This is a genomic window from Gilliamella sp. B3801, assembly GCF_026536645.1.
In the GTDB taxonomy this organism is placed as follows: Bacteria; Pseudomonadota; Gammaproteobacteria; order Enterobacterales; family Orbaceae; genus Gilliamella; species Gilliamella apicola_I.
Genome location: NZ_JAFNNR010000003.1, coordinates 127,309 through 142,463, shown reverse-complemented (window position 1 = coordinate 142,463; position 15,155 = coordinate 127,309). Strand labels below are relative to the sequence as shown.

General features: G+C 35.6%; 14 protein-coding genes and 1 other RNA gene. 4 read left to right on the top strand and 11 right to left on the bottom strand.

The genetic code is table 11. The features are described from left to right. Window positions 1-24 precede the first annotated feature (24 nt). The 3 genes from prc to J3U14_RS03430 form a co-directional block, all read right to left on the bottom strand. Window positions 25-2,115 carry a carboxy terminal-processing peptidase gene (prc, locus tag J3U14_RS03440; protein ID WP_267349685.1) on the bottom strand — a complete coding sequence of 697 codons (2,091 nt, stop codon included), beginning with the start codon at window positions 2,113-2,115 and terminating at the stop codon, window positions 25-27. A 9-nt stretch (window positions 2,116-2,124) separates the two neighbouring features. Next, window positions 2,125-3,087, bottom strand: coding sequence for an RNA chaperone ProQ (gene proQ / locus J3U14_RS03435; protein ID WP_267349687.1), 963 nt, complete (start codon window positions 3,085-3,087; stop codon window positions 2,125-2,127). 63 nt (window positions 3,088-3,150) lie between these two features. After that, window positions 3,151-3,507, bottom strand: a complete 357-nt coding sequence (locus J3U14_RS03430) for a DNA-binding protein (RefSeq protein WP_065558735.1) — start codon at window positions 3,505-3,507, stop codon at window positions 3,151-3,153. Between the two features lie 177 nt (window positions 3,508-3,684). Between J3U14_RS03430 and J3U14_RS03425 the strand changes: the two genes are divergently transcribed. After that, window positions 3,685-4,026 (top strand): helix-turn-helix domain-containing protein, encoded by a 342-nt coding sequence (locus J3U14_RS03425; protein WP_411598972.1) that lies wholly within the window; start codon window positions 3,685-3,687, stop codon window positions 4,024-4,026. 356 nt (window positions 4,027-4,382) lie between these two features. Continuing rightward, window positions 4,383-4,771: RNase P RNA component class A (gene rnpB, locus J3U14_RS03420), an RNA gene on the top strand. Here the strand turns inward: rnpB and J3U14_RS03415 are convergent. The 6 genes from J3U14_RS03415 to J3U14_RS03390 all read right to left on the bottom strand — a co-directional run bounded on the left by J3U14_RS03415 (window position 4,766) and on the right by J3U14_RS03390 (window position 11,055). Next, on the bottom strand, window positions 4,766-5,470 hold the full coding sequence (locus J3U14_RS03415; RefSeq protein WP_267349689.1) for a DedA family protein: 705 nt from the start codon (window positions 5,468-5,470) through the stop codon (window positions 4,766-4,768). The genes rnpB and J3U14_RS03415 overlap by 6 nt on opposite strands. Before the next feature lie 26 nt (window positions 5,471-5,496). After that, complete coding sequence (gene tldD, locus J3U14_RS03410) at window positions 5,497-6,957, bottom strand: metalloprotease TldD (protein WP_267349690.1); 1,461 nt, start codon at window positions 6,955-6,957, stop codon at window positions 5,497-5,499. A gap of 94 nt (window positions 6,958-7,051) precedes the next feature. Beyond that, window positions 7,052-8,527 carry a ribonuclease G gene (gene rng, locus J3U14_RS03405; RefSeq protein ID WP_267349692.1) on the bottom strand — a complete coding sequence of 492 codons (1,476 nt, stop codon included), beginning with the start codon at window positions 8,525-8,527 and terminating at the stop codon, window positions 7,052-7,054. 27 nt (window positions 8,528-8,554) lie between these two features. After that, a complete protein-coding gene (gene mreD, locus J3U14_RS03400; RefSeq protein WP_267349693.1) occupies window positions 8,555-9,040 on the bottom strand; it encodes a rod shape-determining protein MreD in 486 nt (161 codons plus the stop codon). Then, window positions 9,027-9,869: a rod shape-determining protein MreC gene (gene mreC / locus J3U14_RS03395; RefSeq protein ID WP_065558741.1), complete on the bottom strand. Its 843-nt coding sequence runs from the start codon at window positions 9,867-9,869 to the stop codon at window positions 9,027-9,029. Before mreC ends, mreD begins: the two co-directional genes overlap by 14 nt. 142 nt (window positions 9,870-10,011) lie before the next feature. After that, entirely contained in the window at window positions 10,012-11,055 is a 1,044-nt protein-coding gene (locus J3U14_RS03390) for a rod shape-determining protein (RefSeq protein WP_065558742.1), read from the bottom strand. Between the two features lie 363 nt (window positions 11,056-11,418). Between J3U14_RS03390 and accB the strand changes: the two genes are divergently transcribed. Both accB and accC read left to right on the top strand, forming a co-directional pair. Further along, entirely contained in the window at window positions 11,419-11,883 is a 465-nt protein-coding gene (gene accB, locus J3U14_RS03385; protein ID WP_065558743.1) for an acetyl-CoA carboxylase biotin carboxyl carrier protein, read from the top strand. 41 nt (window positions 11,884-11,924) lie between these two features. Next, window positions 11,925-13,271, top strand: a complete 1,347-nt coding sequence (accC, locus tag J3U14_RS03380) for an acetyl-CoA carboxylase biotin carboxylase subunit (RefSeq protein WP_065558744.1) — start codon at window positions 11,925-11,927, stop codon at window positions 13,269-13,271. Between the two features lie 133 nt (window positions 13,272-13,404). Here the strand turns inward: accC and J3U14_RS03375 are convergent, their stop codons facing one another. After that, window positions 13,405-14,175 (bottom strand): ABC transporter permease, encoded by a 771-nt coding sequence (locus J3U14_RS03375; RefSeq protein WP_267349698.1) that lies wholly within the window; start codon window positions 14,173-14,175, stop codon window positions 13,405-13,407. Then, a complete protein-coding gene (locus tag J3U14_RS03370) occupies window positions 14,168-15,112 on the bottom strand; it encodes an ABC transporter ATP-binding protein (RefSeq protein WP_267349700.1) in 945 nt (314 codons plus the stop codon). The genes J3U14_RS03375 and J3U14_RS03370 overlap by 8 nt, the downstream gene beginning before the upstream one ends. Window positions 15,113-15,155: the final 43 nt, after the last annotated feature.

Here is a 15,155-nt window from a genome sequence, read left to right as displayed (position 1 = left end):
TTTTTATCTCCAATTTTAATTATTTTATTGATCAACCGAAATGTTTAATGGAATGACATCACTGTTTACTTGTTCTTTCGCAATTTTGGAATATTTAGGCGCAAAATCAAGCAGTATTTCAACAGCTTCATCTAAATAAGCATCGGGTCGTTTATAATCTTTTGGTAAGTCTTCTAATTTCGCAATTGGAGCCAAACCAGCACGACTCAAACGCTCATTCATGCGTTTCAAATCTCGGTCATCATCGCTCTTTTGTTCATCTTCCCGATATTGTTTATTTAAAGAAACAATATAACGACTATCCTTTTTATCATTGAACCGTTTAATATCATCTTGAATGTAGATAAACTCAGGATTTTTGGCAATTCGAGCTAAATGGTTGGCTTTAAGTTCTGAAAATAAAGGTGCGATATTTGCAACTTTTGAATATTGCGCTGAAGGTATTTTATCCCATGGCAAAGCATTATCTAAATATCTTTCACCGGTTTCGTCAACATATTTTTCATTGATCATATCAATGTCAGGATCAACCCCTTTAAGTTGCGTACTCCCACCATTGATTCGATAAAATTTTTGAACAGTATATTGCACACCGCCTAATTCAGGCCAGTCCGGATGTAATCTTGCATCCACTGGATAGGCTATATTTCGGGAGGTTTGCACCGTTCCTTTACCATATGTCGTTTCTCCAACAATCAACGCTCGACCATAATCTTGCATTGCGGCAGAAAAAATTTCAGAAGCAGAGGCACTGTACCGATTTATCATTACCACGATTGGCCCTGAATATTTGATACTTTCATTTTTATCATCATAAACATTGATTTTTTGTAGATTGTCACGCACTTGAACCACAGGCCCTGTATCAATAAATAGCCCAGTTAATGCAATAACTTCTGCTAAAGAACCACCGCCATTATCGCGTAAGTCGATAACAAGCCCTTGCAGATTATCTTGATTAGCTTGCGTTAATAGTGAATTGACTTTTTGAGTTAATCCTATATAAAAACTCGGAATTTCGATAACACCAACCTTCCCTCGTTGATTGTCAATAATTTTTAGTTTAGCTTCCCTGTCTTCAAAATGAATTTTATCACGTGTTAATTCAACAATTTTAGGTTTGCTACTATTGCCTGCCGGTAAAATTTCGAGTCGGACAACAGTTCCTTTTCGCCCACGAATTTTTTCAACAACATCATCGAGACGCCAGCCAATAACATCTTCAATGGCTGAATTACCTTGTCCGACACCAATAATTTTATCACCAATGGTTAGTTGTTTACTTTTTTCAGCCGGTCCACCCGTTACAAAAGACATAATCTCGGTGTAATCATCTTTTTGACTTAAAGTGGCTCCAATACCTTCCATTGATAAATTCATCTCAGCATCGAAGTCTCGTTTCTTTCGTGGCGCCAAATAGCTGGTATGAGGATCAATTTCGCGTGCAAATGCATTCATAAACACTTGGAACGCATCTTCAGTTTTGGATTGTAACAATGTTTTTAACACACGATTGTAACGTTTAGTTAAAACTTCACGTATCTCTTTCTCATTTTTACCGGATAATGAGAGACTTAACTCATCATATTTGACTCGTTTATCCCAATAATTATCAAGCTCTTCTTCGGTGCTTGCCCATGAAATATCTTCTCTTTTAAAATCAATATTTTCATTAGTTGAAAAATCCATAGGGCGTTGTAAAACTTTTAAAGCATATTGAAATCGGTTATATCTTTTTTGAATAGAAAGATTATAAATGTCATAGGCCATTTTCAAATCGCCATCTAACAGCTCTTGACCTAACGACGCTTGTTTATCTCTAAAACTATCAATATCACGCTGAATAAAAAAAGATTTATTGCCATCTAATAGTTTAAAATAGCGGTCAAAGATTTTGGCTGAAAATGCCCCATCTAAATCAAAATTACGGTAATGGGCTTGAGTAAAATAGTTAGTTACCCTATTTGCCACAATTTGATGAATTTGATCTTGTTTAAGCGTAGGTAATTGTTCTGTAACTGACGAATTAGTCTGAACTGCTTGGCAAACGATACTTGGACTAATAACACAAAGAACAAGTAACGATTTTCTTATACCTTTAAATAAATTACTCATTGCCATTCTCTATTGATTAATTATGTGCTCTGGTTTAACTGTTAGTTGCATACCTGAACCAACCTTCACTTTGATATGTTCTTTTTCAATATCAATGATCTGCACTTTTAATGGTTTATTGCCCATCGTAACCTTAACAAAATCACCAATTTTTAAAACTCTATTTTTTTTAGGTGGAGTATAAGCTCTTTTAGGTTTCGATTTGTTTTGTTTTTTAAAGTGCTCTTTAGCTTTACTTTTGCTCTCTTTAAGCTGTTGTTGTGCATAATCCATCTGTTCTTGGGTAATGACTTCATTGAGATTACCATCTAAATCAACACGATGCGAGCCAACTTTTATACTATATAAGTAACGCCAATTATTGGTATAAACACGTAAGGCAACACGTAGTTTCGTTTTGCTTAATTCTTGGTTTCCATCAAGACGTGAAAGTATGTCCTGAAATATGCCGATTTTCAAGGGTTTTGCTTCGCCCTCAATAGTAAAACAATTAGGAAATTGTTGGGCTAAATATACAATAATTTCTTTACTATTTGTCAATTGAAACTGTTTTTCCATCTGTTCTGCCGTAATAATTAAACTGTTGGGTTGTGAATGAATTGCGTTATTGTTTACTTTGGGTTGTTCTTTAAAGGATTCTATCGTTTTTTCTTTACTTTCTATTAGTTGTTGCTTAGCAAGATTCATCTGTTCCTGAGTTATGATTTCATGGGGATTACCGTCTAAATCGATCCGATAAACCCCAATTTTTATACTTTCTAAATAATGCTGACTATTCATGTAGAAATCTAACGCATCATTGAGTTTAGCTAAGCTTAATTTAGGGTTTTCATTTAATCGGGAAATAATGTCGTAAACAATGCCCTTTTTAAAAGGTTTGACATTATTCCCAAACGCAAAAGAATCTGGAAATTGCTTAACTAAATAAGCAATAATTTCGTCATTTGTTGTTAATTGAAATTGTTTTCCCATTTACTTTTCCGTAATAACTAAATTTTATAAGCGCTAAAGTATATATCAGCTAAATTAATAACACTAATCTTCTTTATTTTGTTTATTGATGAAACTGATGAAATCTTTTATACCATTTCGCATTAGCCATGAAGAGACAATCGATTGCTCATCGGGTGTCAATTGTTCAAAAGCAGTCATCCAAAGTTGAAGAGGTTCAATGGGTGAAATTACATAGCTTGCACTCTCTTCCTCAATATATAATGCTTTTTTGACATCTGACGGTAAACTTCCAATATGATATTCGACAGCTTTACCTCGAACACCTGAACGTTTACGTGCAGTCCATTTTTCAGCTCTTGCTTTTCGATTAATACCTTGTATTGTTGTAGGCATCCCTGCAATGCTTGACAGCTCTTTAGATGAGAACCATTCTTTCATTTTAACCATCCTAATTTTAAATAACCAGAAAAAAATACAGAAATTAAAGAAATCTTGTTATACTAAATAAGAAACGAATTATTATCACAAATTAACTTGAATAATGAAATTACTCGTTTCAGTAATTTTAGAGCATAGCATAGATAAAATAAGTTATAAACTAAGAGGGAACAAAAAATGGAAATAAAATTCAGCGATTGGCATCACGCTGATATTATAGCTGCACTAAAAAAGAAAGGGACAACACTATCTGAATTATCCCGCCGATCGGGTTTTAGTTCGTCAACTCTTGGTAATGCGCTTGTTCGACCATGGACAAAAGGGGAATTTATCATTGCTAAAGCCCTTGATTTAGATCCGTCCGAAATTTGGCCTAGTCGTTATATTGATGCAAAAACAAATCAGCCAATTAAGCGTGTTGTTTATGAAAAGAAATTAAATTTTGAATCATCCGGTTTAAATCAAGAAATGATTGAAGAAATGATAGAAAAAATAAATAAAAATAATCAGGAAACTTAAGAAATATTTCAATGAAATATATAAAGATTAAGTTCATTTGTTTCTAAATTTTATGTATTGACTGATATTTTCAACAAAATTAAAGTATTAAACTATATTAATTTTAAGTGACTTCTTATTTTGTTTAAAAATAGTTTTTTAGTTTAATTAGTGAATGAATTAGGGAGTATATGATTACTCATTTTTTTATTGTGACTTCGCAAGTTGCATCATTATTTTTAATTTAGTAAAACTAGAGATAAAAAATAGTTTAATTGAGTTTAAAAACCATTCTTTTAAACAGATATTCTTATTAGTGATGCTAAAATCATGATGCTGTGCTAGACAAAATGATACTTTACGCTATACTAATCTGCGAAATTAACCAGACAATCGCTGCTTTGTTGTAGTCCTTGTAAAAGTGGAGACAAACAGAGGGGAGGAAAGTCCGGGCTCCATAGGGCAGAGTGCCAGGTAACGCCTGGGGAATTTTGGCGTGAGCTAAAATTTACGACTAGTGCAACAGAGAGTATACCGCCGATGGCTTATAGTTAAGATCAGGTAAGGGTGAAAGGGTGCGGTAAGAGCGCACCGCGCAACTGGTAACAGTTGTGGCACGGTAAACTCCACTCGGAGCAAGGTCAAATAGGGATTCATTGGCGCGGCCCGCGTTGAATCCGGGTAGACTGCTTGAGCTAATGCGTGAGTATTAGCCTAGAGGAATGATTGTCCACGACAGAACCCGGCTTATCGGTTAATTTCAATTTTCTTCTTTTTGATTCTCAATTTCAGCGACATGCACTTGTTTCTTTTTGTTTAACCAACGTTTTAACGCCAGCCAAATAGAGAAGATCAAACCTAAAAGCAATAACAATACAGGAATTAACATTAAAAGTGACATGATCTGCTTCTCATAGGTTTTAAAAATCGGCGACAAACCGAATAGATAACCTAAAGTCACAATCAAGAAAATCCATAATGTTGCACTAATCCAATTATAAATATGAAATTTTCTACTATGTAGATTGGATAATCCAGCCATCATCGGTAATAATGTTCGTACAAAAGCAATAAATCGACCGATAAACAACGCTTGTAATCCATATTTATGGAATAAAACTTCGGATTTACGGTGATATTTTTCAGGCAGGTGTTCCATCCAACCTTTTACAATTTTGGTATTACCAAGCCAAAGCCCTTGTAAATAACCTAACCAAGTTCCCAGGGCTGCTGCTGCAATTAAGATGACATTGATTAACCCGAAATGGAAAACATCAAGACTAATTAGCACACCAGTTAAAAAGAGCAAGCTGTCACCCGGTAAAAAAGCTGCCGGTAAGACGCCATTTTCTAACAATATGATGACAAATAACATACCATATAATGTCCATAAGACATTAGGGTTTGATAGTGTTGCAACATCCATATTAATAAAAGCTTGATAAAGAGTAATGATTGTTTCCATCTATTTTAAAATCCTATTCATCTAAGTTATTGGTGATTAATAGTACCACCTACAGTTAAATTATTCACTTTCAATGTTGGTTGCCCAACACCTACCGGTACACTCTGCCCTGCTTTACCACAAGCACCCACACCAGAATCTAATTCAAGATTATTCCCGACCATTGATATTTGTTGCATGGTTTCGATACCGGAACCAATTAATGTTGCCCCTTTTACCGGCGTCGTTATTTTGCCTTTTTCGATTAAATATGCTTCTGATGTGGAGAAAACAAATTTACCAGAGGTTATATCAACTTGACCGCCAGCAAAATTTGGTGCATATAAACCATAATCAACACTACTGATAATTTCATCGAACGTTGAATTGCCTGATAACATATAGGTATTCGTCATTCGAGGCATCGGAAGACAATCATAGCTTTCACGGCGTCCATTACCTGTAGATTGAGTATTCATCAATTTTGCATTGAGTTTATCAAACATATAGCCTTTTAAAATGCCATTTTCTATCAGTACTGTTTTTTGACTTGGCGTTCCTTCGTCATCAATAGAAAGTGAACCGCGTCGATTTTCCATTGTACCGTCATCCACTATAGTACAAAGTTCTGAAGTGACTTTTTCACCTATTTTTCCTGAAAATACAGAGCTATTTTTACGATTAAAGTCACCTTCTAAGCCATGCCCCACCGCTTCATGTAATAAGACACCTGGCCAACCTGCGCCAAGAACAACTGGCATTGTTCCTGCTGGTGCTGGTTTAGCAGATAGTGAAACTAATGCTTGGCGTACGGCTTCACGTGTGTAGCTATCGGCAATGCTTTCCCCTGTTTTAGGGTGAATAGTTAAAAAGTAGTCATAACCAAAACGACCACCACCACCACTACTACCACGTTCACGCTTGCCATCTTGCTCGACAAGAACAGAAACGGATAATCTGACTAATGGTCTGATATCGGCACAATAAGTCCCATCAGTAGCCGCAATAAGGATATCTTCATAACTGCCAGTCAAACTCGCCGAGACTTCTGTAACTCGTGAATCAAGCGCACGTGCTAACTGATCGACTTGCCTTAATAAGGCTATCTTTTGATCTTGATAAAAGCCATTAATTGGATTAATTGACGGATATTTTAAGCTATTTTCCAATGTTTTAAGGGGAGTAATTTTAATTGGCGTTTGTAAAGTTGTAATGGAATTTGCCGCCAAGACACTCTGCTCTAAGCGATTTAAAGCAAGTTGATCGGTATAGGCAAACCCTGTTTTTTCGCCAATGATAGCTCTAACCCCCACACCTTGATCACGATGATAAGAAGCATTTTTGATAATACCATCTTCGATTGCCCAACTTTCATAAAAGCCCGATAAAAAGTACAAATCGCCATAATCAATTTTTCTTGAACCTAACATATCCAATAAACGCATAATATCTGAATGATTTAGGTTATTTGGACAAAGTAGTCGTTCACTTACTTCAGTTACAATCATAGATTCCTTAATTAATATTTCAACTTTAATAATTTTTAAAGTTCACTTATTATCAATATATTGTTAATTTTTCATATCTCAAGGCTTTGAAGCTTTACATTAATACCACATCATATTGTTCTTGAATATAAAGCGGTTCAACTTTGACTTCAACACGTTTACCAACAAACACTTTCACTTCAGCTAAAGCATGTGATTCATCATTATTTAAAGCATTGGCAACCGCTGCAGACGCATAAACCAATAAGTATTCAGAACGATGTGCTTTATGAACACGGACAATTTCACGCAATATTTCATTGCATACGGTTTCTACGGATTTGACGATACCGCGACCTTTACAGGCTGGACACTCTTCACATAAAATGTGCCCCAAACTTTCACGAGTACGTTTACGCGTCATTTCTACTAAGCCTAAAGTCGAAAATGAATTTACGGTCGTTCTTGCTCTATCTTTGGCTAAAAAATCTTGTAGTGATTGGAGCACTCGTTCTCGATGGACATCTTCTTGCATATCGATAAAATCGATAATAATAATACCACCTAAATTACGTAATCGTAATTGACGCGCAATAGCAATAGTTGCTTCGATATTCGTATTAAAAATTGTCTCTTCAAGATTGCGATGCCCAACAAATGCGCCTGTATTAATATCAATTGTCGTCATGGCTTCGGTTTGATCGATAATTAAATAACCACCTGATTTTAATTTAACTTTACGATCCAGTGCTCGTTGAATTTCGTTTTCTGTATCATAGAGATCAAATATTGGCGCACTACCTCGATAGTGCGTTAGTTTATCAGTAACTTCAGGCATGAATTCTTGCGTAAATTCAACTAATAAATCATACGTTAATTTTGAATCAACCAAAATGCGCTCAATAGGATCGCCAACAAAATCACGTAATACACGCTGAGAAAGTTGTAATTCTCCGTAAACCAGATTTTTACTGATTGGCCTAGCCATACGCTCTTGTATTTTTGACCACAGTCGTTTTAGAAAATTAGCATCTTGTTCTAATTCATGCGCACTTGCACCTTCAGCTGCCGTACGAACAATAAAACCACCTTGATCGGTAACATACTGTTCAACAATTTTTTTAAGTCTATCTCGTTCTTCTTCACTTTCAATACGTTGAGAAGTCGCCACGTGAGCTGAGTTTGGACCGGGCATTAATACTAAATAACGAGAAGGCAATGTAATATCTGTAGTTAACCTTGCCCCTTTAGTTCCCAACGGATCTTTAACGACTTGTACCATCAAGTCTTGTCCTTGGCGAACAAGTTCAGAAATATCTTTAACTTGAAATTGCTCTTGCTCAGTATCCGATACACATTCCGTATGAGGCATAATGTCTGAAGCATGTAAAAAGGCTGCTTTTTCAAGACCAATATCAACAAATGCTGCTTGCATGCCAGGTAAAATGCGGATCACTTTACCTTTGTAGATATTTCCAACAATACCACGCCGAGATTCACGATCGACATGAATTTCTTGTAATACACCATCTTCAATATAAGCGACACGAGTTTCAGAAGGTGTTACGTTCATTAATAGTTCAACTGACATAAAGATTCCTGTTAAATAGATCGCTAATTAATTGATCGCAAAGCTCCGTCTCACTAGTCGTAAAAATAGGTAAATTACTATCCATAATACTCCGTCAACAAAACTTGATAGTAAATTTAATGGGGACATTGTTATAGTATGGTAAATACTGACCTGAAATAAAAACATCAATAAATTATAACAAATTGATATGCCAAAAATAATAAAGCATTGTTGCCATAATGCTAAATTACGTATCAACTGGTATTTAAAAATCAGTAAATAAGCAATAATAGAAAAAATAAATGCATGGATACCGATTATCGTACCGGAAAAGAGATCCATAATAATGCCTAGAATAAATGCTGTCCCTATACCAACACGATGCGGAAGCGCAATTAACCAATAAGCTAAAAAGAGCATTAGTACATGTGGCTTGTATATATTATAAGATGGCGTCCAAGGTATAATTTGTAAACATAAACCTAAAAATAACGTTATCCAAATAACCAGTATTCCTCTAGGGTTTTTCATGTTGTTCTCCTTGATCGCCCCATAATAGTAATAGATAACGTAGTCGTTTTAAATCAGCAGTCGGAGTAGCTGAAATAATGGGTGATGAATCACTGATATCAATTTTAACTGAACTTACTACCGCAACAGGATAACCTTCTGGAAATCGACCATCTAGCCCCGATGTGACAAGAACATCACCAACTTTAATATCAACATTATTCGGTAAAAAATCGAGTGTTAAATCATTATTACATCCATTACCGACAGCAACCATAGCAATATCATTTCTTTGCACTTGAACAGGTATGGCATGTTGAAAATCACAAACTAAAATAGCTCGACTCGTGTTTTGAGCTGTCTCATAAATCTGTCCAACAATACCTTTTTCATCAATCACAGGTTGCCCAACATATACACCTTCATGTTGCCCTTTATTGATAACGATCTGATAAGCGTAAGGATTAGTATCAGCTAATAAAACTTGAGCAGCCATTTTATGCTCTTCATGCCATAAAGGTGCTTTCAATAATTCCCGTAATCGATTATTTTCGTGTCTTAAATGTGCAAGTAGTAGCAGATCAGCTTTTTTATTTAATAATTCTTCAGATAATCTTTCGTTTTCATTGACTAATTCTTCTCTGGATTTCGACATTTCATAGAGTGAATCATACGATGCTGCCGGTGAATTAGAAATGTAATAAAGTGGCGAAATAATAGTATCAAGATAATATCGAATTTCTTTAAATGGACGATAATTAACATCAAAAACTATTAAAATTAAAGCAAGTGCCATAGAAATAAATAGTTGCACACTAAGCGGTGAACGATTAGAAAAAAGTAATTTCATTGTTCAATACTTACCTGTTATATACTTAAGCGCTATTGATACAAAGATGTGACTCCGTCGACAATGTCGACGGATAAGAAAGTATGATATTGAATAATTTACCACTTTATTGCACTAAATGAAATGGTAACTAAGACAAATCTTAATCTTCACTGAAAAGATCACCACCATGCATGTCAACCATATCCAGTGCTTTTCCTCCGCCTCGTGCTACACAAGTAAGCGGATCTTCAGCGACAACAACATGGATACCCGTTTCAGCGGCTAACAATTTATCGATATTACGTAATAACGCACCACCACCTGTTAATACCATACCATGTTCAGAAATATCAGAAGCAAGCTCTGGCGGACACTGCTCTAAAGCGACCTTGACAGCACTCACGATACCACTTAATGGTTCTTGTAACGCTTCTAAAATCTCATTCGAGTTCAACGTAAAGCTACGAGGAACACCTTCTGCTAAATTTCGACCACGAACTTCAATCTCAAGAACTTCATCACCCGGATAAGCGCTACCAATGAAATGTTTAATTTTTTCGGCTGTTGCTTCTCCAATGAGAGCACCATAATTACGACGAACATAGTTGATAATAGCTTCATCAAATCGGTCACCACCTATTCGAGCAGAAGCAGAATAAACCACACCATTAAGGGAAATCACCGCAACTTCTGTTGTTCCGCCGCCGATATCAACAACCATCGATCCCGTTGGTGACGAGACGGGTAAGTCTGCACCGATAGCGGCTGCCATTGGTTCTTCAATTAAATAAACTTCACGGGCACCTGCCCCTAATGCCGATTCCCGAATAGCACGACGTTCAACCTGTGTTGCCCCAACAGGCACACAAACAAGAACACGCGGGCTAGGTCTTAAAAAACTATGGCTGTGCACTTGGCGAATAAAATACTGTAACATTTTTTCTGTGACAGAAAAGTCAGCGATAACACCATCTTTCATTGGTCTAATAGCTGCAATATTACCTGGAGTACGCCCTAACATCTGTTTCGCAGCCTGTCCGACAGCAGCAACACTTTTCGGTGTTCCAGAACGATCTTGTCGAATGGCAACAACGGAAGGTTCGTTTAATACGATCCCTTGCCCTTTTACATAAATAAGTGTATTGGCTGTACCTAAATCAATAGATAAATCATTTGAAAACAAGCCGCGAACTTTTTTGAACATAATAAAAACTTTTCCTAGAATTAATCTTGTTTAAGTATATTTAGAGTTTGAAGCAAGCTAATTATAAAATATAATTTTCTTGTAAAATCGGTCAAAATAATATCTTATTTAGTCTGTCAATTCCATAGCAAGCCTCAATAATAATTGAGTTATAATATTGTATCGCAATTATAAAATAATACCTAGAAAATAGTATAGCAATAGATTGTAAAGGAGATATATAATGACAAATTATATTTTACAGTGTATCCTGCGGCGTTAATGTTGAGTTACTGCCTTATTATCACGTTAAAAGATTTCTTTTAAGATATTAAGGATGCATTAATTAATTGTTACTTATATCAAATAAACACGGTGTAATTCATGGATATACGCAAAATTAAAAAATTAATTGAGTTAGTTGAAGAGTCAGGTATTTCAGAACTTGAAATCTCTGAAGGTGAAGAATCAGTACGTATTAGCCGTTCAGTGGCAACAACAAGCTATTCTGCGCCTGTACAAAATATTCAAATTCCTCAAGCTGCTCCTGTTGTAGTAACATCAGCTTCTTCTAATGGAGAAGTGGCTAATGAAGTCGAGCCTGTTGCTGTTTCTGGAACAACAATAAAATCCCCAATGGTTGGTACTTTTTATCGTACACCTAGCCCTGAATCAAAAGCGTTTGTTGAAGTTGGGCAAACAGTGAATGTGGGCGATGTACTTTGCATTGTCGAAGCGATGAAAATGATGAATCAAATTGAATCAGAAAAAGCTGGGACTATTAAAGCTATTTTAGTTGAAAATGGTCAACCCGTTGAATTTGATCAACCATTATTCATTATTGAATAATCAGAATTTATTAATTAATTTTTACGATTAAGAGATTGAATATGCTTGATAAAATTCTTATTGCTAATCGCGGTGAAATTGCGCTACGTATATTACGTGCATGTAAAGAACTTGGCATTAAAACTGTTGCTGTTCATTCTTTGGCAGATAAAGATTTAAAACATGTCTTACTTGCAGATGAAACTGTCTGTATCGGTCCTGCAGCGTCTGCCAAAAGCTATCTTAATATACCGGCATTAATTTCAGCGGCCGAAGTTACCGGTGCAGCTGCGATTCATCCTGGATATGGATTCTTATCAGAAAATGCTGATTTTGCAGAGCAAGTTGAACGTTCTGGTTTTATTTTTGTCGGTCCAAAACCAGACACGATTCGTTTAATGGGTGATAAAGTATCTGCGATTGAAGCCATGAAAAAAGCAGGTGTGCCTTGTGTACCTGGTTCTGATGGTCCATTGAGCAATAATATTGATACAAATAAACAGATAGCCAAAAAAATAGGTTATCCCGTCATTATTAAAGCCTCAGGTGGCGGTGGTGGTCGTGGTATGCGTATTGTTCGTGATGAAAAAGATCTAGAACAATCCATTAAAATGACCAAATTAGAAGCCAAAACTGCCTTCAATAATGATATGGTTTATATGGAAAAATTCCTTGAAAATCCACGTCATATTGAAATACAAGTGCTTTCTGATGGTCAAGGTAATGCAGTTTATTTAGGTGAGCGCGATTGTTCAATGCAAAGACGTCACCAAAAAGTGGTAGAAGAAGCTCCTGCTGTTGGTATTACGCCTAAAATGCGTAAATTTATCGGGGAACGTTGCGTTAATGCTTGTATTGAGATTGGTTATCGTGGCGCAGGTACATTTGAGTTTTTATTTGAAGATGGCGAGTTTTACTTCATTGAAATGAACACGCGTATTCAAGTAGAACATCCTGTAACTGAAATGATAACTGGCGTTGATTTGATTCGAGAACAAATCTTAATTGCCGCTGGCAAACCACTTTCAATCAAACAGAGTGATATTCATATTAAAGGTCACGCGATTGAGTGTAGAATTAACGCAGAAGATCCAAAAACATTTATGCCATCACCGGGTAAAATTACTCGTTTTCATGCGCCGGGTGGGTTTGGTATTCGTTGGGAATCTCATATCTACGCTGGTTATACCGTACCACCATATTATGATTCAATGATTGGTAAATTAATTGCCTATGGTGAAACTCGTGAAGTGGCGATCGCTCGTATGAAAAATGCGTTAGCTGAACTCGTTATCGATGGTATCAAAACCAATATTGATCTTCACATTGAAATTATGAATGATAAAAACTTCCAAAAAGGTGGAACAAATATCCATTACTTAGAGAAAAAACTAGGTATTTATGAGTAGTCCATTAATGTCTAATCTCGACAATAATATTGTTATTTTAGCGTGTTAATTGCTTGATTTGTCAAATCATTAACATAAAACTTAACGGTTCTACTTATCCGCCGACTTATGTCGGCGGTGTTATTTTTACTGCTTAACTTCTTAATCCTTTACCACTTTCAATCAAACGCCACACAGCGATATATAAAATCACCACAAACAAGATAAGCATTGAAAAAGTGATCCATAGCGAAACATCTGTGGTACCAAGAAAACCATAACGAAAACCATTAATCATATAGACAATAGGATTTAATTTAGATACCCATTGCCAAAATGTTGGCAGTAACGTGATTGAATAAAATACCCCCCCAAGATAAGTTAACGGCGTTAACACAAATGTTGGCACAATACTAATATCATCAAATGTTTTAGCATAAACTGCATTTAACAGTCCAGCTAACGAGAATAGTATTGAAGTTAATAGTAGTGTGAAAATAACGAATACCCAAGAATGAACTTCATAAGTCACAAAAAAAAGGGATACCATTGTCACTAAAGCGCCAGTTAAAATACCTCGAATAACGCCACCACCAACAAATCCCCAAATTAAGATATGTGTTGGAACAGGTGCAACTAAAAGTTCTTCGATATTACGTTGAAATTTAGCACTAAAAAATGATGAACAAACATTTGTATAAGAGTTGGTAATTACCGACATCATAATTAATCCCGGTACAATAAATGCCATATAACTATGACCACCCATATTGCCAACTCGTGACCCAATTAAATTGCCAAAGATAATAAAGTAAAGCGACATAGTTATAACAGGAGGAATTAAGGTTTGAATCCAAATTCTTAAAAATCGTATCACCTCTTTACGCCAGATACTTTTTAGGGCTATCCAGTATAAGTTATTCATTATCGGCTCCTTTTGTTTGAGTATCATTACGGACTAAATCAACAAATAACTCTTCAAGTCGATTGGTTTTATTGCGCATACTGATAACTTTGATTTGTTGTTGATTAAGTTGCTCAAACAATTGATTTAATCCATGCTGTTTATCGACTTTAACTTCCAACACGCCTGGCTCTACATTGGTAAATGCATAATCGTTTAAAACTATAGGCTGACTGGTTGGTAAATAATCGATAATAATCGTTTCAGATTGACTATTCGCCAGTAAATCACGCATAGAGGAATTAGCAATGAGTTCACCATGTTGAATAATACCAATATGCCGACATAACATTTCTGCTTCTTCTAAATAATGTGTGGTCAAAATAATCGTAATACCCTGACGATTGATTTCTCTTAAAAAATCCCACATAGAACGTCGTAATTCAATATCAACCCCTGCCGTTGGTTCATCAAGAATTAATAATTTAGGTTCATGAACTAATGCTCTTGCTATCATGAGTCGTCTTTTCATGCCACCTGATAACATACCTGCTCGGCTATTACGCTTATCCCAAAGATCTAAAATACGTAAATATTTTTCAGCACGTTCAAGTGCTAATTTACGGGGTAATCCGTAATATCCACCTTGGTTTGCAACAATTTGCAGTACTTCTTCAAACTGATTGAAATTAAATTCTTGAGGCACTAACCCTAACTGCCTTTTGGCGTTGACAATATCTTTATCTAAATCAAATCCAAAAATTTTAACTTGACCCGATGTTTTGGTAACCAAAGAACTTATGATTCCAATCGTAGTGGATTTTCCAGCACCATTAGGCCCAAGCAGTGCATAAAAATCACCAGCTTGTACAGTTAAATTAATACCTTTTAATGCTTCTACACCATTTTTATAAATTTTTTTGAGTTCAATTAACTCAAGTGCAGGAATAGATGACATGGATGTATCCTAATTGAATATTTTATAATTAAATTGCTATAAA

What these genes read in the sequence shown, in the direction of transcription:
- prc (WP_267349685.1), bottom strand. Translation starts at nt 2,115, where the DNA reads ATGAGTAATTTATTTAAAGGTATAAGAAAATCGTTACTTGTTCTTTGT.
- proQ (WP_267349687.1), bottom strand. Translation starts at nt 3,087, where the DNA reads ATGGGAAAACAATTTCAATTAACAACAAATGACGAAATTATTGCTTAT.
- J3U14_RS03430 (WP_065558735.1), bottom strand. Translation starts at nt 3,507, where the DNA reads ATGAAAGAATGGTTCTCATCTAAAGAGCTGTCAAGCATTGCAGGGATG.
- J3U14_RS03425 (WP_411598972.1), top strand. Translation starts at nt 3,685, where the DNA reads ATGGAAATAAAATTCAGCGATTGGCATCACGCTGATATTATAGCTGCA.
- J3U14_RS03415 (WP_267349689.1), bottom strand. Translation starts at nt 5,470, where the DNA reads ATGGAAACAATCATTACTCTTTATCAAGCTTTTATTAATATGGATGTT.
- tldD (WP_267349690.1), bottom strand. Translation starts at nt 6,957, where the DNA reads ATGATTGTAACTGAAGTAAGTGAACGACTACTTTGTCCAAATAACCTA.
- rng (WP_267349692.1), bottom strand. Translation starts at nt 8,527, where the DNA reads ATGTCAGTTGAACTATTAATGAACGTAACACCTTCTGAAACTCGTGTC.
- mreD (WP_267349693.1), bottom strand. Translation starts at nt 9,040, where the DNA reads ATGAAAAACCCTAGAGGAATACTGGTTATTTGGATAACGTTATTTTTA.
- mreC (WP_065558741.1), bottom strand. Translation starts at nt 9,869, where the DNA reads ATGAAATTACTTTTTTCTAATCGTTCACCGCTTAGTGTGCAACTATTT.
- J3U14_RS03390 (WP_065558742.1), bottom strand. Translation starts at nt 11,055, where the DNA reads ATGTTCAAAAAAGTTCGCGGCTTGTTTTCAAATGATTTATCTATTGAT.
- accB (WP_065558743.1), top strand. Translation starts at nt 11,419, where the DNA reads ATGGATATACGCAAAATTAAAAAATTAATTGAGTTAGTTGAAGAGTCA.
- accC (WP_065558744.1), top strand. Translation starts at nt 11,925, where the DNA reads ATGCTTGATAAAATTCTTATTGCTAATCGCGGTGAAATTGCGCTACGT.
- J3U14_RS03375 (WP_267349698.1), bottom strand. Translation starts at nt 14,175, where the DNA reads ATGAATAACTTATACTGGATAGCCCTAAAAAGTATCTGGCGTAAAGAG.
- J3U14_RS03370 (WP_267349700.1), bottom strand. Translation starts at nt 15,112, where the DNA reads ATGTCATCTATTCCTGCACTTGAGTTAATTGAACTCAAAAAAATTTAT.